Source organism: Paenibacillus tritici (assembly GCF_013204885.1).
Classification (GTDB): Bacteria; Bacillota; Bacilli; order Paenibacillales; family Paenibacillaceae; genus Paenibacillus_AQ; species Paenibacillus_AQ tritici.
In genome coordinates this window covers 260,128-284,532 of record NZ_JABMKX010000012.1, presented here as the reverse complement: position 1 = coordinate 284,532, position 24,405 = coordinate 260,128, and the positions used below count along the sequence as shown (strand labels likewise).

The following is a 24,405-nucleotide window of genomic DNA, read 5'->3' as shown; positions in this document are numbered from 1 at the left end:
TCTACTTGTTATTAATTTGTCATACTAGAGCTACATCATGGAAGGAGGGCGCTGTTAGTGACAAGTACCATTGAAGCTGCCATAGCGCTGCGGACCTCCGGCCAGGCGGAGGAAGCGAGAGTCCTCCTGCTTGAGTTATTATCAGCGGATGACAGTAATGCTGAGCTGCACTATCAGCTGGCCTGGACGCACGATGTGCTGGGTCTGGAGAGAGAAGCTGTGTCCTATTATGAGCGGAGTCTTGCGCTGGGTCTTGCGGATGCGGAGCAGAAGGCGGGCGCAATGCTGGGACTCGGCAGCACGTACCGGACGCTTGGAGAGTATGCAGCATCCCGTGTGATCCTGGAGCAGGGTGCGCTTGAATTCCCGCAGCGTGCGGAGTTCCAGGCATTCCTGGCGATGACGCTGCATAATCTGGGTGCGCATACTGAGGCGATGGAGCTGCTTCTTAAGCTGCTTGCAGATACCTCCGCCGATGCCGGTATCCAAGAGTACAGTAAGGCCATTATGTTCTACGCGGATAAGCTGGAGCAGGTGTGGCCTTAGCCACAATGGGTTAGAGAAGCCGTATCATAGCGGAAATATCTAATCCGGGCCGGGCTATGCGCAAATCCTGCCCGAAATACAACATATCCATCGTGATCGCGGCTCTAATCCAGAATATCCATCGTGATCGCGGCTCTAATCCAGAATGGTTGTTCTGCCAAAAATGCTGCACCAGCTATTTAAATAAGCCGGTGCAGCATTTTTTGTATTGAATAGGAGATTTATCACACATAAGTATTGTTGGCAATTCCCGATTCCGAACGGGCATCGCTATTAGACTAGACGGGTTTGATGCGCATAAGGATTTAGTTGGATTTTATCCACCTGCTGATGGACGAGGGCGCCCTGCGAATGAAGCAGATGGATAAACAGCACTTAAATCATCATATTTCACCCGAATTCGCTCAAACCCACATAATAGATGTCGTTTATCCACTTGCTTCCGGAAATCCTCGTAAAACCAGCAAATTAAGCTACCTTTTTCCACTTGCTGGCCGGGAGGTAAGGCTCTAGAGTCCGCTGCCTCGCGCTGTCTGCCGAGCCCGCTGCCCCGCGCTGTCTGCCGAGCCCGCTGCCTCGCGCTGTCCGCCGAGCCCGCTGCCCCACGCTGTCCGCCGCCGAGTCCGCTGTTCGCTGAGCGCGCTGCCCTTCAGGGTTCGCTGCCCGGCCCAGTCAGCTGCCCGCCGCCGAGCCCGCTGCCCGGCTGAGTCAGCTTCGCCCTTGCCGGACCCGATAAGCCGCCTCTAATATCAGTTCGCCCCCACATAAGCCGCAAGCAGCTTAGTTGTATTCAGCACAGCCTGCTTATGGGTGCGCTCCATGGAATGGGAGGCATGGACGCCGGGGCCGATCAGCGCGGCGCGGATATTATTGCCGCCGCGCAGCGCTGCTGAAGCATCTGAGCCATATTGCGGATAGATATCTACCGCAAATGGAATCGCCAGACCGTTCGCCAGCTCGATCATCCGGCTGGTCATAGCATAGTCATAAGGGCCGGAGGAATCCTTCGCACAGATAGAGACATCGGTCTCCTTGCAGCTCAGGTCATCGCCCATCGCGCCCATATCCACAGCAATCATCTCATTGATTTCGCCCGGAATCCAGGCTGCGCCGTGTCCAACCTCTTCATAATTGGAGATCAGCAGGGAGAGGTTGTGCAGCGGCTTCCAGCCTTCGCGCCGGATGCTCTCCAGAAGCCCGAATAACGCAGCCACACTGGCTTTGTCATCAAGGTGACGCGACTTGATATATCCGCTTGGGGTAAGCACGGCACGGGCGTCAAAAGAGATGAAGTCTCCGACGGAAATCCCCAGCTTAAGTACATCATCTTTGGTAGAGACGGGCTCATCAATACGGATCTCCATGTTTTCTTCGGAGCGTTTGAAATCACGCGCATCGGCATATACATGTACGGAAGGGTGGCTTGTCAGAATGGTGCCGGTGTAAGTTAATCCGCTGCGTGTATGGATGATACAGTATTCATTCTCAATGCTATTCATGGTGAAGCCGCCAACCGAAGTTAAGCGGAGGGTACCATTAGGTTTAATGGAGCGGACCATGGCGCCGAGCGTATCCACATGGGCACTGATGCCAATGGTGCGGGAAGGGTCGAGGCCGGGCACGGTAACCATGGCGCCGCCTTTCTCATTCCAGCTGAGCGGGATGTTCAGCGCTGCGGCTTCTTCGGCTACAAGAGCCATTACCTGGGCGGTGAAGCCGCTGGGGCTGGGGGTGTCCAGCAGTTTTTTGAGCAGGGTCAGGATATATTCTTCATTGGGCTGGATGTTAAGCAAGGGATGTTCCTCCTATTCGGTATATGGGTTATAACTGAGAGGTTCCTTCTGTAGGGACAGAATCATTAGGGATGTTCAGGGAATCCATAGCACTGCCCGCATCACGGAGCTTGGCAAGCTCGGCGTTCAGGTTCTTGATCTGCTTCTGCAGCTTATACTGGCGAAAAATCCCATAAGAACCCACCACAAGACCCCCGATCAGCGCACAGCCAAGGATCACTAGAATAAGCGGGATGCTTACAACGTCAAAGCCGAAATTAACCGGAACCGTATCTACATTCATGACTGCGAATACTGCGGTCAGCAGGGCGAAAAATAAGCCTAATATAAGTGACCATTGAAATTTCATGTTTCTTCCTCCTCGGTTCGGTGTGACAATATAAATCCCCTGCCCGCAGAGGGCAAGGGATTACTGTTATACTAAGCTTTCTGTGTTACTTGGTCAACTGTTCCATCTGCTCGATCACGCTTTCGAATACGCTCATTGCTTCGCGGATCGGCTCAGGGGAGGACATGTCAACCCCGGCCTTGGAGAGAATGTTGATGGAATAATCACTGCCGCCGCTCTTCAGGAAGCCGAGGTAACGGTCTACCGCCGGTTGGCCTTCCTCCAGAATCTGTTTGGCGAAGCTCGTTGCCGCCGAGAAGCCGGTAGCATATTTGTAGACATAGAAGCTGTTGTAGAAATGCGGAATCCGTGCCCATTCCATCTCAATGTCCTGATCAATCACCATATCCTTGCCGTAATACTTGACATTCAGGTCATAGTAGATGGCCGAGAGATCCTGAGGAGTAAGCGATTCGCCTTCTTCCGCACGCTGGTGAATGATCTTCTCGAATTCAGCGAACATCGTCTGCCGGAATACTGTGGTGCGGAACTGGTCGGCATAATAGGTGAGCAGGTACATTTTTTCCTTGGGGTCCGTGGACTTGTTCAGCAGATAATCCATCAGCAGGGCCTCATTGGTAGTAGAAGCGACTTCAGCCAGGAAAATAGTGTACTGTGCATCCCGGTACTTCAGCGCCGTATCCGAATAATAGGAATGCAGGGCATGCCCCATCTCGTGCGCCAGAGTGAACATACTGTTCAGGTTGTCATTGTGGTTCAGCAGCACATAAGGATGGGTGCCGTAAGCCCCCCAGCTGTATGCGCCGGTGCGTTTGTTCTCGTTCTCATATACATCGATCCAGCCTTTGTCGTAACCTTCCTGCAGGACGCCCAAGTAGTCTTCGCCAAGCGGCTTCAGACCTTCCTTGGTAATCTTCTTGGCCTCGTCAAAGGTGATATCCAGCTTATATTCGTCCACGAGCGGAGCGAACAGGTCATACATATGTAGCTCATCTACTCCAAGCAGCTTCTGGCGCAGCTTCATATAACGGTGCATCAGCGGCAGGCTCTCATGGATAGTGTCGATCAGATTCGTGTAGACTTCCTTCGGAATATTGTCGCCGTACAGAGACATTTCCAGGACAGAAGGATATTTGCGCACACGGGAGTAAAATACATTCTTATTCACATTCGCGCTCAGCGTGGCCGCAATGGTGTTCTTCTGTTTACCGTAAGTTTCATAGACCGCTTTGAAAGCATTCTTGCGCACTTCACGGTCTGGGCTTTCGAGGAATTGAATGTAGCTGCCATGAGTCAGCTCGACTTCCTTGCCTTCTTCATTCTTAACCTTCGGGAACTTGAGATCCGCATTGTTCAGCATGCCGAATACCGTTTGCGGGGCCTGGGCAAGTGTGCCGACCTGGGCGAGCAGGGCTTCTTCCGCTTTGGACAATACATGGGCTTTCTCACGCTTCATTTCAGTCAAAGTGAAGGTGTAGTCGGACAGCGAAGGGTCAGAGATGAACTGGTCGAGGGTGGCGTCGGGCAGAGCCAGAATCTCCGGTGTGACAAAAGAAAGGGCTTCTCCTGCTTCAACGCCAAGCTTTTTGGCCTTGGAGGAGAGGGCCTGATACTTCGGTGCAGCCGTATCCTCATCCTGGCGCATATGCGCATAGACATAGAGGCGTTCAGTCAGCAGGGACAGCTTGTCGTCCAGCTCGAAGCATTTTTTGAGGGAATCTGGAGAATCCAGCTTGCCCTGGAAGGAAGCGGCACTTGCAATTAGCTCTTTCACTTCCTTATATTCGGCATCCCACTGATTCTCTGAAGCAAACATATCTTCAAGCTTCCAGCGGTTCTCAGCGGGCACTTCACTTCTCTTAGGTAATTGTTCCATAGATATCCTCCTCGGTTGATGGGATGCGGCAGAGCCGGTCTTCGCTTGCGGGACTGCTGAGGACAGATTTCCCTGCAGCAGGGTGAGCGCAAGCAGGAGCGGGAGTGATTTGGCGGTAACGGACATGACGGCAGCCTCCTGAGTCTCAAAGTCTGCTTAGTATGCCCTGCCAATTCATGTTTATTAAACCAGATGTGTGCTGTAAGATGAAGTTATGTGAGCAGGCTATAAATAATGAAAACAAAAGCCAGCGCAATCATAACGACTGCGGTTAACGCCATCCCGCGCTTGAGGCGCGGGGGCATCTTATCCTTGCTCATGATCAGAACGGCACCGAGACACAGAACGACGATTACATAGATTACAAGACTCTCATTGTTCATGCCGGATTATACCTGCTTGAAGGCAGCGATAATATTCTTGTACTCTTCTTCATTGTCCTTGTAGGATTCTTTATTGAAGCGGTTGTTCACCCACTGCATCATAGCCGGACGGCTCATGAAGGTGTGGGTTTCTTCCCCCCACTGATCGGATATTTCGCGGAGGATAATATAACGTCCCTGAACCTCCACGGTCATCATGTTCCATTTGTCTGTTTTGTATATTTCATGTTTTTTGATCATTATCATTACCACCCTGGCGATTTTTGGCTTTTGGCTCAATGATAACGCACCGGAGAAGGGAAAAGCAAATTAATTCATGAAATCAGGGAAAAGATGGATTGCTTTACAAGTAAAGAAAGAGTATAATGTAAGCATACGCCATATATGGCGGTATTTTTAGGAGGTTGTTCATTTGAAAGGTACAGTTAAGTGGTTTAACGCAGAAAAGGGTTATGGTTTCCTTCAAGTAGAAGGCGGCGAAGATGTATTCGTTCACTTCTCAGCCATTCAAGGCGACGGTTTCAAGACTTTGGACGAAGGTCAAGCGGTTGAATTCGATGTTACTGACGGTAACCGTGGACCACAGGCAGCAAACGTAGTTAAATTATAAAATACGGCCAAGGCAGAGCTTCTGCCAGCCGCAATATATATATTTGATGCAGCACGCACTGGCATGAGTAGCATAAGGCAACTTAAGCAGCACACAGTTCTTTCGGGAACTGTGTTTTTTTGTGCCTCAGGAAGCTGATTTAAGCCGGAAGCGGCAACAAGCCATGCCGATCCCGGACAGGAACGGCATGGCTTGCTCCGCTTAGAGCGGAGTCTTGGAGTTGCTGCGCAGCGGGCGGTCTGTACCGCCTCCGAGGTCCATCAGATGCTTGGACAGGAAGCCGATTAGGGCCAGGATGGAGAAGCCTGTAGCTACCATATAGAATACAATCCGTCCGGCATCCTGGTAGATCAGTCCGCCGAAGGTGCCGCTGAGCAGACCTGCACCGCTGGACCATACGACTGTGAACAGCGCCATCCCGGTTGCCCGGAGATGATCGGGGATAATCCGGGTGATGTAGCGGACGGCCGTTACATAATAGATGCCGAAGGAGACGCTGTGCATAGCCTGAATGGCTACCACAGTTCCCGGCTCCTTGGCCAGCGCCATGAACAGAAAGCGCAGCGTGAACATCAGGCTGGCAAAGGCGAGCAGCGGCAGCTCCTTGAACCTGTCGCCGTATCTGCTCAGCAGGAAGAAGATCGGGATCTCACTGAGTGCAGAGGCCAGCAGCGCCCAGCCGACAATCTCATCACCTGCATTCATGCTCTTGAGGCTTATGGTCAGGAAGGCCTCGTTCATCCGGTAACCTATGGCAAGCAGGAAGACGGAGCCGAAGAACCACAGCACTTCCTTTTGGAGCAGAATTTCCCGGAGTCCGGCGCCTTTAAGGGGTTTGTCCGGTGATTCTCCGCCTGCCAGTGCGGGAGCGGCTTCGCTGCGCTTCACATCCTTTAGTCCAATTGTAATAAGCAGCGCAGTCACGACAATCACAATACAAATAGCTACGCTGTACTGGGGTCCCATCGCTCTTAGTACATATCCAATCGTAAGGGCAAAGAAAGAGTACCCGAGGGAGCCGAACACGCGAATGGCGATGAAATTCCGCCCGTGCCGCTGGGCAATTTTGATAGCCATCGTATCCGCAAGCGGAAATACAGGGTAATAGAAGAAATAGAAAAAGGACAAAATAAGCATAACACTTGAGAAATCGGTAGCTCTGGCGAGAATAATGGCGGTGACCAGCTGGCCGCCAAGCAGAAGCGCCATGATCTTCCGGACTGTACCCAGCCGGTCACTCATCATGCTCCAGAATAGGTTGGAGAGAATCGAAATCAGCGGGCCCACCGAGTACAGCAGGCCCATTTGCGGACTGCTGAACCCTAAGTGTGCATAGAACAAAGGGAAATAAGAAACAACCAGCACACTTGTGCCGTATAACGTAAACATAAAGGATCGCAGCCAGTTCTGATCACTGTATTGGCCGCCGCTCCGTCTCGCATTCATGGTTGTGCACTCCTTCGGATAGGACAAAAACTTAGAATAGTAACCTTTTTAGGCTGAACGGGTAATAGTATAGCATAAAGCTGAGAGGCCGGGGTTACGTAAAATATCGTTTTTCTGAATCTTTCAAGCTTTTGCGAAAGTGATTTTGTTGTTTGTACAAATACGCTCTGCATATTATAATAATGATGATTTGGATAAGGAGACAACAATGTGGAGGCACTGTCATTGAATGTATTTGAGCAAGGCCGTTACCTAAGTCCGCGCGGTCCTATTGGAATGATGAACAGGGTCTATAAGTACGTGCTGCCGGAAGTGCGATCATGTCTCGATTTCTGGCGCCAGGATGCAGAAGGAATTCCCGATCCCGAGCTCCGTAAGCAGGCGCTTGCCAGCATTGAAACGAAGCAGTTTCATTGCCAAGGCGGCGGTATCTATGCCGCCGGTAATTTGTCGATGAGACATATACTGATTCCGCTAATTGTTGCTTATCAGACAATCAGTGATTATTTGGACAACCTATGTGATCGCAGTACTTCGCTTGACCCTGACGATTTTCGGCTGCTGCACCAGTCGATGCTTGATGCGGTTACCCCCGGCGCAGAGCCAGTGAACTATTATGCGCTGCGTACCGAACAGAATGATGGCGGATATTTGAACAGGCTGGTCCGCAAATGCCAGGAGATGACCTCCCGGCTTCCGGGATACGGTGCTGCCGCTGAAGAGATTTATCAGTTGGCCGTATTATACACCGATCTTCAGGTCTACAAGCACATTCATCCTGATCTCAGGGAAGCTGCCCTGAAGGAGTGGTGGGAGAAGGAGGGGCATCGTGCACCTCATCTCCAGTGGAATGAGTTTGCTGCCGCAACCGGTTCAACTCTGGGTGTGTTTATGCTTTTTCTGGCTTCCTGTGATTCCAAGCTGAGCACCGCTGCATCGGCTTCCATTCGTGCTGCGTACTTTCCGCATGTATGCGGGCTGCACATTATGCTGGATTATCTGATTGACCAGGATGAAGACCGGGCCGGCGGTGATCTCAATTTCTGCAATTATTATGAGAATACGGATACTATGCTGGATCGGATCGCTTCGATCGTAGAGTGGGCCCGCAGGGATGTCCAGAATCTTCCCGAGACCTCCATGCATCGTATGGTCATCGAAGGACTTCTGGCACTTTATTTGTCCGATCCCAAAGTCAGCGAACAGCGGGAGGTTCGCCTGGTATCCAAACGGCTGATGAGAAAAAGTCCGCTGACCCGGCTTTTCTTCTTCGTCAACAGCCGCTGGATACGCAAACGTATGTATTAATGCATCAGATGCTGCTGGGCCTTCGTCCGATTAGGAGATCCGGCGCAATTTTAAGGAGGAACTAACAGAATGTCAAACGTAAAAAAAATCGCAGTATTAACCAGTGGTGGAGACTCCCAGGGCATGAATGCCGCTGTACGTGCGGTCGTCCGCAGCGCAATCTACTTCGGAATTGAGGTATTTGGCATTCAGCGCGGATATCAGGGTCTGCTGAACCGTGACATTTTCCCGATGGATCTGCGGAGTGTAGGCGATATTATCCAGCGCGGAGGTACCGTTCTGCAATCTGCACGCTGCCTGGAGTTCATGAAGCCGGAAGGACAGCAGAAGGGTGCGGACATTCTCAATGAGTTCGGTATCGACGGTCTGGTTGTAATCGGCGGAGACGGCTCCTACCACGGTGCGAACAAACTTAGTAAGCTGGGCATTAAAACCATGGCGTTGCCGGGAACGATTGATAATGATATCTCATTCACGGACTACACCATTGGATTCGATACAGCCGTTGGCGTTGTAGTAGATGCGATCAATAAATTGCGCGACACCATGTCTTCCCATGAACGTTCCTCTATCGTAGAAGTTATGGGACGCCACTGCGGAGACATCGCTCTGCATGCGGGCCTTGCTTCGGGAGCGGAGACTATCCTGGTGCCGGAAATGCCTTATGATCTTAATGAAGTGGCTGACCGGATGAAGGATAACTTCGCCCGCGGTAAACGTCATAGTATTGTTATTGTGGCCGAAGGCGTAGGCAAGGGTGAAGATGTTGCCCAGGCGCTCAAAGACCGCCATGCTTCCCTCGATGCCCGTGTAACGGTGCTGGGACATATTCAGCGCGGTGGTACGCCAACCCCGGCAGACCGTAACCTGGCCAGCCGTTTGGCCGATTTTGCCGTCCGCAAGCTGATTGAAGGCGAATCGGACAAGGCCTGCGGACTTATTAAAGGAGAATTGACGCTTACGGATATTGATAAGGTTGTGAACACTAAGAAAGATTTCGATATCGAGCTGTATGAGCTGGCTTCCCGGTTGTCCCAATAAGAGTAACGGGAACGAATTAAGTAGTAATGATCAACATAGCAGCGATTCTGGCGATCCTCCATTGGAGGATCGTTTTTTTTGAAATATGAGAATTTATATGTTGCACACGATAACTTATCCTTCTAGTTCTCGCTGAAACAAATACCGTCTATTTCAGCTTGACATATACCCCCACCCGTATATAATAATACCCATAGGGGTATATAACCCGAAGGAGGAAATACAGATGAGCAGAACTATAGTCATTATTGGCGGAGTTGCCGGAGGGGCATCGGCGGCCGCGCGTTTAAGAAGATTAAATGAAGAAGACCGGATCATTATGATAGAGCGGGGAGAGCATGTCTCTTTTGCCAATTGCGGGCTGCCGTACTATATCGGTGAGACGATTGATTCCAGAGACAAGCTCTTTCTGCAGACACCTGCGGGTATACAGGCCCGCTTCAATATTGAGGTGAAGGTCTTCACCGAGGCGACGGAGATCGATCGCGAACGCAAGGAGGTCCACTGCCGCAATGTCACGACAGGAGAGGTCTTCCAGATTCCGTATGATATCGTTGTGCTGTCTCCTGGGGCCAAGCCGATAGTTCCGCCTATTCCGGGAATCGCTGATGCCAAGAACCTGTTTACTTTAAGAAATATTCCCGATACGGACCGTATCAAGGATTATGTGGATACCAATTCGCTCAGACATGCCACAGTGATCGGTGCGGGCTTCATCGGACTTGAAATGGCGGAGAACCTGCGGGAGCGCGGTCTTGCAGTCACCGTAATCGACAGAGGACAGCAGATCCTGAACCCGCTCGATCTTGAAATGGTCCGCCCGCTGGAAGCGCATATGCGCCTTCATGGTGTAGAGCTGCGGCTGAACGAGGGAGTGGAAGCTTTTGAAGAGCAGGGCCGGCTGCTTCGCCTCTCTTCTGGTAATCAGATGAAGACAGATATAGTAATTATGGCCATCGGAGTCAGTCCTGAGAATGATCTGGCACGCAGCAGCGGCCTTGCGCTTGGAGTCCGGGGGGCCGTTAAAGTGAATGCCTCGCTGCAGACCAGTGATCCGGCGATTTATGCAGTCGGGGATGTCATTGAAGTGAAGGACCGGGTGCAGGGGTTCGATACCATGGTCTCCCTGGCCTGGGGGGCGAATCGTCAGGGTCGTCTGGCCGCCGATCATATCAACGGGCGCGAAGCTTCCTATACGGGAGCACTGGGAACTGCAATTATCAAGATTTTTGACTTGACTGCTGCGCTTACCGGCAATAATGAGAAGACGCTCAAGTCACTGGGGGTACCCTACGAGGCTGTGCATATCCATCCCAATTCGCATGCCGGGTACTACCCTGGTGCGGCTCCGATAGCGTTGAAGCTGCTCTTCAATCCGCAGACCGGAGTGATATATGGAGCACAGGCAGTGGGCAGCAGTGGTGCTGACAAAAGAATTGATGTCATTGCGACCGCCATCCGCAGCAAGCTGAGGGCCGATGAGCTGGCCGATCTGGAGCTTGCCTATGCACCGCCGTATTCCTCGGCCAAAGACCCAGTAAATATGGCCGGATATGTTGCCTCTAATGTAATGGAGGGGCTTGTCCGTAATCTGCAGTGGCATGAAGTCGATGAATTCACGCGCGGCGGCGGACTTATTATTGATGTCAGGGACAAGGCCGAGAGATTGGCAGGCTATATTCCCGGTTCTGTTAATATTCCGCTATCCGAGCTGCGGGACAGGCTGACAGAAATTCCGGGGGGGAAGGAAATTGCGGTATCCTGCCAGGTAGGGTTACGCGGCTATATTGCTGCCAGAATGCTCAGTCAATATGGGTATCCGGTGAGGAACGTGGATGGAGGCTATAAAACTTATGCCGCAATGGCAGAAGAGAATTCCGGCGGGAGTGGAGAGCCGGAGGCTCCGGCTTTGGCGGACCTCCCTCCGGACGGTACAGTGAATAGTCAGGAGCAGCTTAATGCCAAGCCGCGCCTTGTGCTGGATGCTTGCGGTTTACAGTGCCCAGGCCCTATACTCAAAGTATATGAGACCGTAAAGTCGATGGAGGAAGGCCAGCAGGTTGAGATCAGCGCGACAGATTTCGGTTTTGCCGCTGATATCAGACAATGGTGCAGCAAGACTCATAACACGCTCGAATCTGTGGATGTGTCCGGAGGCAGAGTGAAGGCATTGGTACGCAAAGGGCAAAGCCCGGCAGACGTAAGCGGGCTTCAGACAGAGCAGGCCCTGCCTTCAGGAGGGACCACTATGATTGTATTCAGCGGCGACCTCGACAAATCCATTGCCTCCTTCATTATTGCCACAGGTGCCGCAGCTATGGGCAAGCAGGTAACCATGTTCTTCACCTTCTGGGGGCTGAATGTACTTCGCCGCGGGCAGCCACCGAAGGTGAGCAAATCCGGTCTTGACCGGATGTTCGGTAAGATGATGCCGCAAGGGACCCGTAAGCTTCCTTTATCCAGAATGAATATGGGCGGGCTGGGCGCTAAGCTGATCCGTTATACCATGGGCCGCAAGAATGTGGATTCCCTGGAGAAGCTGATGCAGGGAGCGCTGGATGCTGGCGTGAAGCTGATGGCCTGTACGATGAGCATGGACATTATGGGCATCAAGCAGGAAGAGTTGATTGAAGGCGTGGACTTTGGCGGTGTTGCCAGTTATCTTGGAGCCGCAGAGGATTCGGGTGTTAATCTGTTCATCTAGAGGAGGTCAGGGAACCGTGGAGTATGATAAAGCCATTACCAACCGGTTGAAGCGCATTGAAGGTCAGGTGCGGGGAGTACTGGGTATGCTGGAGGAAGGCAAGGATTGCCGCGAGATCGTGACGCAGCTGACAGCGATCAGAACCGCCGTAGACCGCACTGTAGGTGCAGTTATCGGCGATAATCTGGAGCACTGCATTCAGGAAGAGCTGGCACAAGGGAATTCTCCCGATCAAGTGATTAAGGAAGCAGTCGGACTGCTTGTGAAGAGCCGGTAGTTGAAAAGGGGCTGTTCCAAAGCCATAAAATGGCTTGGACAGCCCCTCTGCGTTTTTGAAGAATGTATTCGTATCCCGCTTAAACAGCGGAGAGGACGGAACGAATGTGGAAAAGCGAATGCGGTCGCCTTTGTCCCCGGATTTTCACCGCTAAGGGGAATCCAAAAAATCTGGGGACAAGAGCGATTGGAACATCGGTCCGTTCGCGCAGCGTTCATTCAAATGCGCAAAGTTGATCCTACTCCAATACAAAGGGGTTTGTCCTTGGCTCGTTATCATGCTCCCTTTACGGAGAATCTTCTCTGCACCCGGACAAGCCTGGCCAGCAGCAGAATTGCACCTATAGCCAGACCGGTAATCAGTCCGATCCAGTATCCGTATGCACCGAGGCTGCTGTAAGTGGCAAGCAGATAGCCGACGGGAAGCCCGATTACCCAGTAGGCGATGAAGCAAATAATGAATGCAGGATTGACATCCTTATAACCCCGCAGTACACCCTGGGTAGGAGTTGCAATGGCATCGGAGATTTGGAAGAAGATCGCATAGATCAGGAAATGCTGGATTAGCGATATCACTTCAGGTTCATCCGAGTACAATCCGGCCACATGATTCCCTGCGAACAGCAGCACAAGCGCTGTAAGCAGGGAGAGCACTGCCGCGCTGCCGATACCCATGATGCCATACTGCCGCGCATCCTTAAGCCGGCCGGAGCCGCTCTCGAAGCCGACGAGAATCGTCAGGCTCATACAGATGCTCAGCGGAATCATGTACAGGGTGGAGGCGAAATTGATTGCGGCCTGATGGGCAGCGATAGTTACAGTATCGAAGCGGCTCATCAGCAGGGTTACGGCTGAGAATACCGCAGTCTCAAAAAAGATGGAAAAGCCGATCGGCACGCCAATCTTCAGCAGCTCCTTGAAGCTTGTTAACGACATGGCATAGAATTTGCGGAAGATCCGCAGGTTACGGAAAGTCTCAGCGCGGTAGATGAAGACCAGAGCAATCAGGAAGATGACCCAATAGGTGATGGCAGAAGCGACACCTGCGCCTACTCCGCCAAGACGGGGAAATCCGAAGTTGCCGAAGATCAGCAGATAGTTAAGCCCCACATTGACCGGCAGTGCAATCAGGGTGATGAACATAGAGACCCGGGTCTGCCCGAGTGCGTCAATACAGCTGCGGACAACAGTATAGCCGAACAGCGGGATAATGCCGAAGGAGATAGCGCCCAGGAACCGGAAGGCGATATCACGTACGGCAGGCTCCAGATTCATGAAGTTCAATATCGGCGAAAGGGCAAGGCCGCCCAGAATAAGGACCAGCACTGATATAATCAGTGAGAGCCAAATGCCCTGCATCACCTGGCCTGCGACCTCCTTGTCACGTTTGCTGCCGAGGAGATGAGAGACAATGGGGGTAATCCCCATTAGAATACCGCTGAGGCCGGTCTGGATGGGAATCCACAGGCTCGTGCCAATGGCCACGCCAGCGAGATCATTCGTGCCGAATTTGCCGGACATATTGGTATCGAAGAAGGTGATCGCAGACAGCGCAATCTGAGTAATCAGGATCGGAAGTAAGATGTGCAGGAATTGTCCGGCTTTTTGTTTAATGGAAGTAGTCTGTTTCATAATAATCAATGCTCCGTTATCTTTAAAATATAAGAATGTATACGTATATGTATCTATTCATATTAATGAAATTTTCCAGTAAAAAGCCCGGCGGCTGCCGGGCTAGAGTGTAGCTAATGGATGCACCTTATAATTGCAGAAAGCCTATTGTACGTATTTCACATCAGAGGTATAGCGGTTATTGGCATTCCAAAGCAGGAATTCCTCGATGTTCTCGTCCTTCAGGGCACGGATCTGATCTTCAACCTGCTTCTTGCCGTATTTGACATAATGTCCGCTGCCCAGCCAGCTGGCGGTGAAGTCCTGAATCCACGGACGGATGACCGGTTTGTAGCTGCCTAGCGGATTAAGCTTCTTATGTGTATCGACCATCGAACCCTTGATCGTCGCATAAGGGTCTTTGTCAGGGTCTTTCACATCAAACCAGCCGGTGGAGTAATGGCTCGGATAGACCATGGGGCTGATAACATCAACATTTTTGGATATTTTGACGAAATCCTGGCCAATACCTTCAGCAGCAGGTACCGAGGCAGCGTAGCCGAAGATATCCACGGATGTCCGCACTCCGAGCGGCGCCAGCTCTGCTTTGGCATATTTGACAAAGTCGGCGATGATCTCCACGCGCGGTCTGTCGCTCTTCGTGTACTTCAGTGTGTCCGCACGTTTCTCGAAGCCTTCAGGGAAACGCACATAGTCAAACTGAATCTCCTTGAAGCCAAGCTTCACGGCTTCCTTGGCAATATCCACATTATATTTCCACACCGCTTCATTATAAGGATTCACGAAGCTGTCTCCGCCTTTGTTGGCCCAGACAGAGCCGTCTTTATTCACAAAGGACAATTCCTTGTTCTTTTTGGCGAGGACAGAATCCTTGAATACCACGATCCGGGCAATCGGATAGACATCATGCTCCTTCAGCCGGGTCATCAGCTTGTTGATATCACCGATGAACGGCTGGGGATGTCCCATCTGCTGAAGCTCAGCATTATCCGTCTTATATGTGATATATCCGGCATCATCCTTGATGTCAATGACCATAGAGTTCAGCTCTGTCTTGTCCAGCAGGGCAAGCAGAGTTTCCATCCGTGCACCCCCGGCGCTGTACGCAGTTACGTAGATCCCTTTGACTTTGGGAGCATCCGGCTGCGGGTCGGTATGAAGTGCTGCCTCTGCGGTGGCACTTGGTGAAGGTGAAGGAGCGGTAGTGCCGCCTCCGTTCGGTGAAGTCGCTGCATCAGGATTAGTGGTTTGTTGTGCGACGATGGGGGGGTTCATGGCGCCTTGCAGTGCTGCTGCCACATCAGCTTCATGTCCCTGATTCGGGACACCAACGCCTCCCAGGGCCATCATCAGTAAAGCCCAGGTGATGTTCATTTTCTTAATCGCTCCCTTTATGTACATTCCTTATAAAGTATAAAGTAACGGATGCACCCAAAAAGAACAGACTTGTAACAATACCCGTAATTTTTGAGGTCATGACTCCGCTCTTGTTGTTAATAAACGGGATGTACAGATTTTGAATCGCTGATCTAAAAAGTAAATGCCGCTCCGGACTGGCACGAACGCCAAAGTCCGGAGCGGCAACTATTATAACTTGCTTGCTGGTAAGGCAGCTTACTTAATGAAGATACGCAGAATTCTGATGCTCGCAAATGCTGTAATGGATGATATCCATGGCATCTGCCGGTTCCAGAATACTAAGACCGTCACGCAGAACGATTACAGAATTGAGTTCGTCCTGCTTCAGAAACGGTATCATATCCGGATACCACCTCATGACGATTGCTGACAATTTTACCGTTTCCATTTCCACAAAAATCACCCTTTCCTTTTTCGAATCGAACTGAATCAGAATTCAGGGTCCACCCGGAAAAACGAAGTGCCTGGAAAAAAGAGGGGTAAATCACAATCTTCATGAAATTGTTAAGGTCCTGCGTAGTAATAATATAACACAATTTGAACGATTAAGCATTTCTTCTGGCTCTACCTTTTGCGGAAAGAGCCCATGACTCCGACGGTTTCAACAATATTTACAAAAGCCTGCGGGTCGCTGGTTTTGATAATGCGCTTCAGCTCTGCAAGTTCATAGCGAGTGGTTACTGTCATTAGCATGTCCCGTTCTACATGAGAATAAGCGCCTTCTGTCTTAAATTTTGTAACTCCGCGCTGAAGTCCCAGTAATTGCTGCAAAAGCTCGTCGGTCCGGTTGGTTATGATATACACGGTGACTTTGATGTGGCTGACATGAATCAGGTCCACCACCTTGCCGGTTACATAAATGGAGACCATGGAGGCCAGGGCGAGGTTCCAGTTGTCGTCAAAGTAGGCCGCAGCAAGAATCACGAGCCCGTTGAGGCCGACCAGCACACTGCCGATCGGGAAATCCCGGTATCGCGTAATGATGGAGCCCAGAATATCGAAACCGCCCGACGAGCCCCCTACACGGAAGGAGATGCCTGCACCGGCACCCACAAGCACCCCGCCGAAGACAGAGGCCAGCAGCATATCCGAGGATACTTGAAAGACCGGTACCACCGTCATCAGCCAGGTGGTAGCCCCTACAGAGACCATGCTGAGAATAATAAACCGGCGGCCCAGCTGGAACCATCCGGCGACAAGCAGCGGAATATTGAAGAGTAAATACAACAGGCTGATATTGAACGGGGTGAAATACCCGGCCAGCATGGCCAGACCGGATACGCCTCCGCTGAGCAGCCTGTGGGGGATCAGGAACAGATTAAAGCCGCTTGCGATCATTGCTGAACCGAAGAGAACGGCAAGAAAGCTCCCGAAAAGTCTAAGTTTTACCAAGCAAATTCACCTCTGAGTGTAATGTAAGTAATGAAAGTAAGGAATACACTGGTATTCCTCATTGAGTTTGTGATATAATGTATAGGATATTCTTGAGTAGGACGTTACAATGGTATTTTTGCATTGCTTAGAATGCGAAGTTACAGTTGTCAGGTGTATGTAGTGGCCTGATCATAGGACATTTTTTTGTCCCAATACGCGCTAAACCATGCAGGAAATACGGCATGATTGGACAGCCTATAAATGTGTTTACCGCTACTTAAGAATACAGACAAGCATGTGGAATGTCCACTGTATAGAAGGAGCATGAATAATTTGAAAACATTCGCAGAATTCGGCTTGGAGCCAAAAGTACTTCAAGCAATCACAGAGCTAGGATTTGAGGAAGCAACCCCCATTCAGGAGCAGGCAATTCCGCTTGCTATGGCCGGATCGGACTTGATCGGCCAGGCACAGACGGGTACAGGTAAGACTGCTGCATTCGGGATTCCCCTCATTTCCAAGATCGCCCGGGAAGAAGAGAAGATTGTTGCACTGATTATGACCCCGACTCGTGAGCTTGCCATTCAGGTTGCTGAAGAGATCGGCAAATTGACCCGCTTCAAAGGACTTCGTTCACTGGCGATTTACGGCGGGCAGGATATCGGCCGTCAGATCCGCGGACTTAAGAAGAAACCACAGATTATTATTGGTACACCAGGACGTCTCCTGGACCATATCAACCGCAAAACCATCCGCCTGGATGATGTTCAGACCATCGTACTGGACGAAGCCGATGAAATGCTCGACATGGGCTTCATGGAGGATATCCAAACGATCCTCAAGCTCGTTCCAGAAGAACGTCAGACCATGCTCTTCTCGGCTACTATGCCTCCTAACATCCAACGCCTTGCCCAGCAGTTCCTGAAGAACCCGCAGCATGTATCCGTAATTCCTAAGCAGATCAGCGCTCCGCTTATTGACCAGGCTTATGTTGAAGTGCCGGAACGCCAGAAATTCGAAGCGCTCAGTCGCTTGATTGACATGGAATCCCCTGATCTGGCTATCGTATTCGGCCGCACCAAACGCCGGGTAGACGAGCTTGCTGAAGGATTGCAGAAACGCGGATATTCCGCTGACGGCCTGCACGGTGACTTGTCGCAGAATCAGCGCGATGCTGTAATGCGCAAATTCCGCGACGGCAGCATTGATGTACTGGTAGCTACAGACGTTGCTGCACGCGGTCTGGACGTATCCGGCGTAACGCATGTAATCAACTTCGACCTTCCGCAGGACCCGGAAAGCTATGTACACCGTATCGGCCGTACAGGCCGTGCCGGTAAAGAAGGTACTGCATGGTCCTTCGTGACTCCGCGTGAGATGGATCATCTGCACCTGATCGAGCGCGTTACCCGTCACCGCATTACCCGCAAACCGCTTCCAACGATGGCTGAGGCTATTGAAGGCAAACAACGCATTACAGCAGAACGTCTGCTTGCAATGGTTGAGGATGGCGAATTGAACGAATACAAAGGCATTGCCATTCAATTGCTGGAACAGTATGATTCTGTACAGCTGCTGTCCGCAGCTATGAAGCTTCTTACCGGCGATAACAAGGATGCGCAGATTGAATTGACTCCGGAAGATCCGATCCGTGCGAAACGCCGCGGCGGCAAGAACGATATCCGCAGCGGACGCAAGCCTAACAGCGGCTATGGCGGCAACCGTACGGGTTCAAGTTCCGGCGGCGGCTACAAAGGCAACCGTGACAACGCAAGCGGCGGCGGCTATCGCGGCAACCGTGACAATGCAAGCAGCGGCGGAAGCACACGTGGCGGCTACAGCAGCGGCTATGGCGGCAACAGTGGCAGCGGCGGAAGCAGCTACGGCGGCGGCTACAAAGGCAACCGTGATGGAGCAACCCGTAGCACAGATGCAAGACCGTCATCGCGTCCGAGCAGCACAAGCACGCGCCCGGCCAAGCAGGATTATGACGCTTAAGGAATAGAAGACATTCTGAAGAAGACGAGCAACCGTTAGCGGCTCTCGTCTTCTTTTTGTGCTGAATTGTTTTAGATGAAGGTGCGGGAGATGATGACCAGCAGGATAAAGAGAACCAGAATAGTGCCTGTGGAAGTCCAAGGACTGCAGCATCCAGGTGCGGACATGAGGTTAACCTCCTTTGAACATAAGAGATTTGTTGTGGTTACAATGTAATATATGGAAGGCTGGCAGAGCTTGCTTAGACACTTACCTAGAACTTGTAAACTTGGGCGCTGGAAAAGTCCTGTCCAAAAAGGTATAGTTAAGATATGCAGTATGCACAAGATAGACAGGAGGAAGGGAATTGGAGTTTAAAGGAGCAATGGGCGGTTTATACCGCATCACGGAATGGATCACACGGATCGCCTTCAGCAATATTTTATGGGCGTTGTGTTCGATTCCGTTCCTGTTCGCAGGAATTATGAAGATTCTCATGCTGGGTTCTGGAGCAGGCGGACCGAATGAGCAGATCATGCTGAACTGGGTACTTGGTGTATTCGCACCATTCACCGTATTTCCGGCTACGTCGGCGTTATTTACGGTGGTACGCAAATGGGTTATGGGCAACACTGATGTAAGTACATTCCGCACTTTTTTTCAAGGGTACAAAGAGAATTACCTGAAAAGTATGCTTGGAGGGCTGATCTACACCCTGCTGTTTGTCGTCATGTACGTTGATGTGACCGTATACATGACCCAGATGGCCAATTTCAAAATCATCGGTATCCTGATGCTTGTGCTGATGATTATCTTGTTCGTATCCATGTTTAATTTCTTCTCCATCGTGGTTCATTACCAGATGACTTTCAAAGAAGTGGTAACCAATTCCATTCTGCTCACGATCGCCCGGCCGATCCGTGTATTCTCGACGCTGATTGGGGCAGGGGTTCTTCTCTATATAGGTCTGAGGTATCCGGTGCTCTACGTGCTGTGTATTCCTACACTGATTGCGATGCTTGCCTTCTTCAATTTCTTCGCTACATACAACAAGCTGCAGCTGCAGGTGGAGAAGAAGAAGCTGGCAGAGGAACAGGCGGCGCTCGAAGCGGCTGAGAATGAAGGCCTGCCGTCCGATGAAGATGACGAAGACGAGGAAGACGAGGATGAAGAGGACAACAAAGCCGATAGGCTGTCCAAACGGACTTAACATTCCCGTAATAAACAGGCGGTTAAGGTAACGGAAAATGATGCCGGTGTTAAATAAAGCGCATACAGGTTTACTTTTTTGTTAAAACGCAATATAATGATTATAAATCCTGCGATGTTCGTTATGGTTGCTCGTTGTTTTGAACCAATGATAATGTCTTGGGAGATCTACATGAAGCGCGGCTGAACAGCCCTGTCTATATGACCTGGGGAATTCAAAAACGACTTCTGCGGTCACCCACCTGCTCTAGCAGGTTCAGAAGACACTGCAGCCGGACGGCATAGGCGGGTTTTCTACTGTTAATGACAAGGCACCCTGTTACCTGCTTAACTGCGGGTACAGGGTGCCTTTTTATTAGTGCAGTCTGAATTTTTGAAATACCCTGGTGGTAAGCTCCGATTATTGTTCTCCAGACAGGGGATTTTACCCGGGGAAAGTGAGCAATGCCCTTTTGTTCCGCGGACAAGAGTGTTACACTTAAGGTAATGAACTTGGGATTTGAAGAGGGGGAAGAATTTTGTCGTTGAAAAGAACCTTGGTCGGTTTATTTCGCAGTCATGACGGAACAAGCGACCGTGCCAAAGATCCGGCATTGAAAACGCGTTATTACAATCTTTCAAGAGACAAGGCGTGGGAAGAAGTATCTGCAACGCTGAAGAAAATTCCTGGATATAAGGTCTTGCATGAAGTGCAGTCTGTAGGGGAGATTACCCTGGAGAAGAGAACGGCGCTCGGCCGCTCGCTTGATATTACAGTATCTGTGCTGAGCACTACACCCGTGCGCTGTGCCGTAGATATATATTCAGCATCCAGAGGGTCGCTTGGCGATTTGGGTGCCAATTACCGTGTCATTCAACGTTTGTACCAGTCCATGGATAAGAAGCTGGGTAAATTCAAGGTCGATTGAGCACAAGACGGCCATGATATACTTAAAGATCATCATACGCAAAAAGCGGGAGAGGGATGACCTTCTGCCGCTTTTTTTCAAAAATATAAGTATTTATATACCTGTTCGTTCCGTCTTAGAGCAGTGCTTTAACGGCGGAGATCGCCGCTTCATAATCAGGGTGCTCAGCCATTTCGCCAAGATACTCGACATAAGCCAAAGTATCATTCTTGTCTACCACGAAGATGGAGCGCATGTCGAGGCGGAATTCCTTGATGAGTACCCCGTAGGCTTGTCCGAAAGAGACCTCTTTGTGATCGGACAGTGTAATAACACTGTCAATGCCTGCGGCACCGCACCAGCGGGCCTGGGCGAAGGGAAGGTCAGTGCTGATGGTGAGGATGACCACATCATCGCCAAGTCCGGCAGCTTCGCTGTTGAAGCGGCGGGTCTGCGCATCGCACACGCCGGTATCCAGGGAAGGCACAACGCTGATCAGCTTGATTTTGCCAGCGTAATCTGTAAGTGATGCGTCTTCCAGCAGATTCTTGCTCACCGTGAATGGTGGAGCGGAATCTCCGGCCTTCAGTTCTGGCCCTACCAGAGTAATGGGATTACCCTTAAAAGTAGCTACGCCTGTTCGTTCTTGCGTCATGTCCTTGTTTCCTCCTTGAATTACATTATTGGATTGTTAGTGCCAGAATAAATTATAATCTTTTTAGAAGCTTTATGTCGAGCTGGACAACATACATAGAAGGATGGGTGCTATGATTTTTATACGATATGAGAAGTGGAGGAGCTATCTCCGGTATTATCCTGTGACCTGTGCTCTGATTCTGGCCAATGTGATTATGTTTATCGTGCTGTCGCTTAATGGCGGCTCGACCAATCTATATACGCTCGTCAAATATGGGGCAACGGTCAATGTGGGTCCGGAGAAGGATGAGCTGTGGCGCTACGCTTCGGCGATGTTCCTGCACAACGGCTTCGCCCATTTGTTCTTTAACAGCTTCTCCCTGCTGGTGTTCGCCCCTCCCCTGGAGCGGCTGATGGGCTGGTGGAGGTATGCGCTGCTGTACCTGGGCGGAGGGTTCCTGGCTAATCTGATCGGGGTCGCCGTCAGCAGCCGCGGTAACGTTGAAATCGGGATTGTCTCTGTAGGGGCCTCAGGAGCGATCTACGCCATATATGGCGCCTTCCTCTATATTGCAGTGCTGCAGAGAGGAATGATGGATGAGGGCTCGCGCAAGACGCTCTACGGGCTGTTGGTCGTGGGGATCGTTATGTCTTTTGCTACACCGCACATAGATTACATGGCACATATCGGGGGTCTGATCGCCGGATTCTTCATTTATGGGCTAATGATTCGTATATTCAAAAGAAAACGACGATAAGGAAGTGTAGTTTTGGAGCTTAGACAGCTGCAGTATTTTCTGAAGGTTGCCCAGAAGGAACATGTCACCAGAGCGGCGGAGGAGCTGCATGTCGCACAATCTGCGGTAAGCCGCCAGATTCATCAGCTGGAGCAGGAGCTGGGGGTGGATCTGTTCATGCAGAAGGGTAGGAATCTGCAGCTGACTCCCGTAGGACAGCTCTTTTGCAAAAGAGTGGAGTCGGTGCTGAATGAACTGGACCGGTCAGTGGCAGAGGTTCACGAATTCCTTGATCCGGAGCGCGGGGAGATCCGCATCGGCTTCCCGCACAGTCTGGGGACCCATCTCATACCTTCGATTGTGGCGGAATTCCGCAGCCATTTCCCTCATGTCAAATTCCGTTTCAAGCAGGGGGCGTATCCATCCTTAATCAAGGATGTAATCTCCGGGGAAGTGGATTTGGCATTCATCTCTCCGTTTCCCGAGAATGTAGGGCATGTGGCCGGAGATATTGTAATGACCGAAGAGCTGTTCGCTATCCTGCCGGAGAATCATCCGTTAGCTAGTAGGGAAGTGATCCGGCTGGAACAGCTTCGGGACGAGAAGTTCGTATTATTCAGCCAAGGCTACTCGCTGCGGCCGATTGTCTGGCAGGCTTGCCTTGCGGCGGGCTTCAAGCCGCAGATTGCTTTTGAGGGCGGAGAGACGGATACCATTCGTGGCCTGGTTGCCGCCGGAATGGGGGTAAGCCTGCTGCCTGAGATGGCGCTCTACCAGACCAATCCGATGCAGCCGGCGCAGGTCCGGGTGGTGGAGCCTACCATTACGAGGACCGTAGGGCTCATTCACCGGGCGGAGGGGAAGCTCCCGCTGGTAGCCCAGTCCTTCCGTAACTTCCTGCTAACCTATTTCAAAGACAGACAAACAGACAATACCCCGGTCGGCTCTTAGCCTACCGGGGTATTGTCTGTTTGTCTATAGAGATCGGTTAATCGCGGTTGCCCAGGTACATCAGGATCAGACGGATCAGTTCGATCAGGGATACCAGAGCGGCTGCAACATACGTAAGTGCTGCGGCGTTCAGAACCTTGGCAACTCCCCGCTCTTCATCATTGCGGATGAAGCCTTGCTGCACCATAATCCGGCGTGCTCGGCTGCTGGCATTGAATTCGACAGGCAGCGTGACCAGCTGGAAGGCTACTGCGGCGGAGAAGAAAATAATACCAAGACCGATCAGTTGAAATGAGCTGAATATGAAGCCCGCCAGCAGCATGAAGGGAGCAACGCCGGATGCAAAGTTAACGACCGGGAACATCCGGTGGCGGAGCGACAGCATGGGATAATGTTCCTTATGCTGGATCGCATGGCCGATCTCGTGACACGCCACAGAGACCGCTGCGATAGAGCTCTCATAATATACAGGCTCGGATAACCGTACAACACGATGGATCGGGTCATAATGGTCGGTGAGCGTTCCCTGCACCGGCTCGATGGGAACATCGTGGAGGCCGTTGGCATCAAGCATGCGCCGGGCAGCTTCATAACCGGTTAAGCCGTTCATATTCGGCACCTGGGCCCATTTCTTGAAATTGCCTTTGACTCTGAACTGGGCCCATAGCGAAAAGATAAAAGCGACAGCTAACAACAGATACATTAGTGGCATCATATGCGTTCATTCCTCCATTTGAGATACAAGCTGTTACATTGGCGGCCCCTGGGTCAGCAGAAGACGGATTGCTTCCATACAAGCTACGCCTTGGGGAATCAGTGCTGCGAGCGCCCGATTGGCCTGTCCCGGCTTCAGGCCGCTAATTACGGGCTCCAGCGCCCGGACTTCCCGCTCAAGCTGCTGCATCTGAAGCTCAAGCTGGACCAGCTTGCCGGAGACTTCAGCTTCCGGTGTGGCTGCGTTCCACTTGCTGATCAGGGATTTGATTTCTTCCAATGTATATTTCTCTTGCTTAAGCTGATTAATACGTTGAAGAACGACTAAGGTTTCATGGCTGTACAACCGGTAATTCTTCAAGCTCCTGGATTCCGGTGTGATCAGTCCAAGCTTCGTATAATAATCAATGGTACGTTCACTGATACTGGCCGCCTTGGCCAGCTCTCCGATCCGGTAAAGGGTCATATCTCCAAGTTATCTCACCTCGCTAAGCTGCTTACTATTGTTAAGGACATAACTAATCATATCAAATGGGA

Annotated in this window: 25 protein-coding genes and 1 other RNA gene; 12 read left to right on the top strand and 14 right to left on the bottom strand. The window is 51.2% G+C overall.

All coding sequences use genetic code 11. The features are described 5' to 3' along the window. Window positions 1–57 precede the first annotated feature (57 nt). A complete protein-coding gene (locus HQN87_RS22430) occupies window positions 58–546 on the top strand; it encodes a tetratricopeptide repeat protein (protein ID WP_173137807.1) in 489 nt (162 codons plus the stop codon). A 749-nt stretch (window positions 547–1,295) separates the two neighbouring features. On the opposite strand, the gene HQN87_RS22425 is transcribed toward HQN87_RS22430, so the two are convergent. The 5 genes from HQN87_RS22425 to HQN87_RS22405 all read right to left on the bottom strand — a co-directional run bounded on the left by HQN87_RS22425 (window position 1,296) and on the right by HQN87_RS22405 (window position 5,187). Beyond that, entirely contained in the window at window positions 1,296–2,339 is a 1,044-nt protein-coding gene (locus HQN87_RS22425) for a M42 family metallopeptidase (protein WP_173137805.1), read from the bottom strand. Window positions 2,340–2,367: 28 nt separating this feature from the next. Beyond that, window positions 2,368–2,688: a LapA family protein gene (locus HQN87_RS22420; RefSeq protein WP_173137803.1), complete on the bottom strand. Its 321-nt coding sequence runs from the start codon at window positions 2,686–2,688 to the stop codon at window positions 2,368–2,370. A gap of 85 nt (window positions 2,689–2,773) precedes the next feature. Further along, window positions 2,774–4,564 (bottom strand): oligoendopeptidase F, encoded by a 1,791-nt coding sequence (pepF, locus tag HQN87_RS22415; RefSeq protein WP_173137801.1) that lies wholly within the window; start codon window positions 4,562–4,564, stop codon window positions 2,774–2,776. A gap of 212 nt (window positions 4,565–4,776) precedes the next feature. Continuing rightward, entirely contained in the window at window positions 4,777–4,947 is a 171-nt protein-coding gene (locus HQN87_RS22410) for a hypothetical protein (RefSeq protein ID WP_173137798.1), read from the bottom strand. 6 nt (window positions 4,948–4,953) lie between these two features. After that, window positions 4,954–5,187: a hypothetical protein gene (locus HQN87_RS22405; RefSeq protein WP_036702226.1), complete on the bottom strand. Its 234-nt coding sequence runs from the start codon at window positions 5,185–5,187 to the stop codon at window positions 4,954–4,956. A 172-nt stretch (window positions 5,188–5,359) separates the two neighbouring features. Here HQN87_RS22405 and HQN87_RS22400 point away from each other — a divergent pair, with 172 nt between their 5' ends. Then, the gene (locus HQN87_RS22400; protein WP_036725228.1) at window positions 5,360–5,557 is read left to right on the top strand and encodes a cold shock domain-containing protein; all 198 of its coding nucleotides are present in this window, start codon (window positions 5,360–5,362) and stop codon (window positions 5,555–5,557) included. Between the two features lie 201 nt (window positions 5,558–5,758). Here HQN87_RS22400 and HQN87_RS22395 read toward each other — a convergent pair whose 3' ends face one another. Next, window positions 5,759–7,003, bottom strand: coding sequence for an MFS transporter (locus tag HQN87_RS22395; RefSeq protein WP_173137797.1), 1,245 nt, complete (start codon window positions 7,001–7,003; stop codon window positions 5,759–5,761). A 225-nt stretch (window positions 7,004–7,228) separates the two neighbouring features. On the opposite strand from HQN87_RS22395, the gene HQN87_RS22390 reads away from it, so the two are divergent. The 4 genes from HQN87_RS22390 (at window position 7,229) to HQN87_RS22375 (ending at window position 12,333) form a co-directional block, all read left to right on the top strand. Then, the gene (locus HQN87_RS22390; RefSeq protein WP_173137901.1) at window positions 7,229–8,311 is read left to right on the top strand and encodes a tetraprenyl-beta-curcumene synthase family protein; all 1,083 of its coding nucleotides are present in this window, start codon (window positions 7,229–7,231) and stop codon (window positions 8,309–8,311) included. A gap of 69 nt (window positions 8,312–8,380) precedes the next feature. Continuing rightward, window positions 8,381–9,352, top strand: a complete 972-nt coding sequence (pfkA, locus tag HQN87_RS22385; protein WP_173137795.1) for a 6-phosphofructokinase — start codon at window positions 8,381–8,383, stop codon at window positions 9,350–9,352. Window positions 9,353–9,578: 226 nt separating this feature from the next. Beyond that, window positions 9,579–12,056: a CoA-disulfide reductase gene (locus HQN87_RS22380; protein ID WP_173137792.1), complete on the top strand. Its 2,478-nt coding sequence runs from the start codon at window positions 9,579–9,581 to the stop codon at window positions 12,054–12,056. 16 nt (window positions 12,057–12,072) lie between these two features. Next, the gene (locus HQN87_RS22375; RefSeq protein ID WP_173137790.1) at window positions 12,073–12,333 is read left to right on the top strand and encodes a metal-sensitive transcriptional regulator; all 261 of its coding nucleotides are present in this window, start codon (window positions 12,073–12,075) and stop codon (window positions 12,331–12,333) included. Between the two features lie 275 nt (window positions 12,334–12,608). Here HQN87_RS22375 and HQN87_RS22370 read toward each other — a convergent pair whose 3' ends face one another. From HQN87_RS22370 to HQN87_RS22355, 4 genes are all read right to left on the bottom strand, one after another. Continuing rightward, complete coding sequence (locus tag HQN87_RS22370; RefSeq protein WP_173137788.1) at window positions 12,609–13,964, bottom strand: MATE family efflux transporter; 1,356 nt, start codon at window positions 13,962–13,964, stop codon at window positions 12,609–12,611. Window positions 13,965–14,108: 144 nt separating this feature from the next. Further along, entirely contained in the window at window positions 14,109–15,338 is a 1,230-nt protein-coding gene (locus HQN87_RS22365; RefSeq protein ID WP_173137786.1) for a putative glycoside hydrolase, read from the bottom strand. Window positions 15,339–15,582: 244 nt separating this feature from the next. Next, the gene (locus HQN87_RS22360; protein ID WP_171718441.1) at window positions 15,583–15,771 is read right to left on the bottom strand and encodes a hypothetical protein; all 189 of its coding nucleotides are present in this window, start codon (window positions 15,769–15,771) and stop codon (window positions 15,583–15,585) included. 176 nt (window positions 15,772–15,947) lie between these two features. Then, the gene (locus HQN87_RS22355) at window positions 15,948–16,775 is read right to left on the bottom strand and encodes a YitT family protein (protein ID WP_301953208.1); all 828 of its coding nucleotides are present in this window, start codon (window positions 16,773–16,775) and stop codon (window positions 15,948–15,950) included. A 315-nt stretch (window positions 16,776–17,090) separates the two neighbouring features. Between HQN87_RS22355 and cshA the strand changes: the two genes are divergently transcribed. Then, a complete protein-coding gene (gene cshA / locus HQN87_RS22350; RefSeq protein ID WP_173137784.1) occupies window positions 17,091–18,755 on the top strand; it encodes a degradosome RNA helicase CshA in 1,665 nt (554 codons plus the stop codon). A gap of 71 nt (window positions 18,756–18,826) precedes the next feature. Here cshA and HQN87_RS22345 read toward each other — a convergent pair whose 3' ends face one another. Then, window positions 18,827–18,922, bottom strand: coding sequence for a dihydroorotate dehydrogenase (locus HQN87_RS22345; protein WP_173137782.1), 96 nt, complete (start codon window positions 18,920–18,922; stop codon window positions 18,827–18,829). 179 nt (window positions 18,923–19,101) lie between these two features. On the opposite strand from HQN87_RS22345, the gene HQN87_RS22340 reads away from it, so the two are divergent. The 3 genes from HQN87_RS22340 to HQN87_RS22330 all read left to right on the top strand — a co-directional run bounded on the left by HQN87_RS22340 (window position 19,102) and on the right by HQN87_RS22330 (window position 20,851). Further along, window positions 19,102–19,944 (top strand): YesL family protein, encoded by an 843-nt coding sequence (locus HQN87_RS22340; protein ID WP_173137780.1) that lies wholly within the window; start codon window positions 19,102–19,104, stop codon window positions 19,942–19,944. Window positions 19,945–20,047: 103 nt separating this feature from the next. After that, window positions 20,048–20,239: non-coding RNA, 6S RNA (ssrS, locus tag HQN87_RS22335), on the top strand. 222 nt (window positions 20,240–20,461) lie between these two features. Beyond that, window positions 20,462–20,851 carry a DUF1499 domain-containing protein gene (locus HQN87_RS22330; RefSeq protein ID WP_173137778.1) on the top strand — a complete coding sequence of 130 codons (390 nt, stop codon included), beginning with the start codon at window positions 20,462–20,464 and terminating at the stop codon, window positions 20,849–20,851. 115 nt (window positions 20,852–20,966) lie between these two features. Here HQN87_RS22330 and tpx read toward each other — a convergent pair whose 3' ends face one another. Then, a complete protein-coding gene (tpx, locus tag HQN87_RS22325) occupies window positions 20,967–21,485 on the bottom strand; it encodes a thiol peroxidase (protein ID WP_173137776.1) in 519 nt (172 codons plus the stop codon). A 112-nt stretch (window positions 21,486–21,597) separates the two neighbouring features. Here tpx and HQN87_RS22320 point away from each other — a divergent pair, with 112 nt between their 5' ends. Together HQN87_RS22320 and gltC are read left to right on the top strand one after the other, a co-directional pair. Continuing rightward, the gene (locus HQN87_RS22320) at window positions 21,598–22,224 is read left to right on the top strand and encodes a rhomboid family intramembrane serine protease (RefSeq protein WP_173137774.1); all 627 of its coding nucleotides are present in this window, start codon (window positions 21,598–21,600) and stop codon (window positions 22,222–22,224) included. Window positions 22,225–22,236: 12 nt separating this feature from the next. Further along, the gene (gltC, locus tag HQN87_RS22315; RefSeq protein ID WP_173137772.1) at window positions 22,237–23,154 is read left to right on the top strand and encodes a glutamate biosynthesis transcriptional regulator GltC; all 918 of its coding nucleotides are present in this window, start codon (window positions 22,237–22,239) and stop codon (window positions 23,152–23,154) included. Window positions 23,155–23,191: 37 nt separating this feature from the next. On the opposite strand, the gene HQN87_RS22310 is transcribed toward gltC, so the two are convergent. Together HQN87_RS22310 and HQN87_RS22305 are read right to left on the bottom strand one after the other, a co-directional pair. Beyond that, entirely contained in the window at window positions 23,192–23,869 is a 678-nt protein-coding gene (locus HQN87_RS22310) for a zinc metallopeptidase (protein WP_436836483.1), read from the bottom strand. A gap of 33 nt (window positions 23,870–23,902) precedes the next feature. Further along, window positions 23,903–24,334 (bottom strand): MerR family transcriptional regulator, encoded by a 432-nt coding sequence (locus HQN87_RS22305; protein WP_173137770.1) that lies wholly within the window; start codon window positions 24,332–24,334, stop codon window positions 23,903–23,905. Between the last annotated feature and the right edge of the window lie 71 nt (window positions 24,335–24,405).

Coding starts and splice junctions, on each gene's coding strand:
- HQN87_RS22420 (WP_173137803.1), bottom strand. CDS start 2,688: ATGAAATTTCAATGGTCACTTATATTAGGCTTATTTTTCGCCCTGCTG.
- pepF (WP_173137801.1), bottom strand. CDS start 4,564: ATGGAACAATTACCTAAGAGAAGTGAAGTGCCCGCTGAGAACCGCTGG.
- HQN87_RS22410 (WP_173137798.1), bottom strand. CDS start 4,947: ATGAACAATGAGAGTCTTGTAATCTATGTAATCGTCGTTCTGTGTCTC.
- HQN87_RS22405 (WP_036702226.1), bottom strand. CDS start 5,187: ATGATCAAAAAACATGAAATATACAAAACAGACAAATGGAACATGATG.
- HQN87_RS22395 (WP_173137797.1), bottom strand. CDS start 7,003: ATGAATGCGAGACGGAGCGGCGGCCAATACAGTGATCAGAACTGGCTG.
- pfkA (WP_173137795.1), top strand. CDS start 8,381: ATGTCAAACGTAAAAAAAATCGCAGTATTAACCAGTGGTGGAGACTCC.
- HQN87_RS22380 (WP_173137792.1), top strand. CDS start 9,579: ATGAGCAGAACTATAGTCATTATTGGCGGAGTTGCCGGAGGGGCATCG.
- HQN87_RS22370 (WP_173137788.1), bottom strand. CDS start 13,964: ATGAAACAGACTACTTCCATTAAACAAAAAGCCGGACAATTCCTGCAC.
- HQN87_RS22365 (WP_173137786.1), bottom strand. CDS start 15,338: ATGAACATCACCTGGGCTTTACTGATGATGGCCCTGGGAGGCGTTGGT.
- HQN87_RS22360 (WP_171718441.1), bottom strand. CDS start 15,771: ATGGAAACGGTAAAATTGTCAGCAATCGTCATGAGGTGGTATCCGGAT.
- HQN87_RS22345 (WP_173137782.1), bottom strand. CDS start 18,922: ATGTCCGCACCTGGATGCTGCAGTCCTTGGACTTCCACAGGCACTATT.
- tpx (WP_173137776.1), bottom strand. CDS start 21,485: ATGACGCAAGAACGAACAGGCGTAGCTACTTTTAAGGGTAATCCCATT.
- HQN87_RS22320 (WP_173137774.1), top strand. CDS start 21,598: ATGATTTTTATACGATATGAGAAGTGGAGGAGCTATCTCCGGTATTAT.
- HQN87_RS22310 (WP_436836483.1), bottom strand. CDS start 23,869: ATGATGCCACTAATGTATCTGTTGTTAGCTGTCGCTTTTATCTTTTCG.
- HQN87_RS22305 (WP_173137770.1), bottom strand. CDS start 24,334: ATGACCCTTTACCGGATCGGAGAGCTGGCCAAGGCGGCCAGTATCAGT.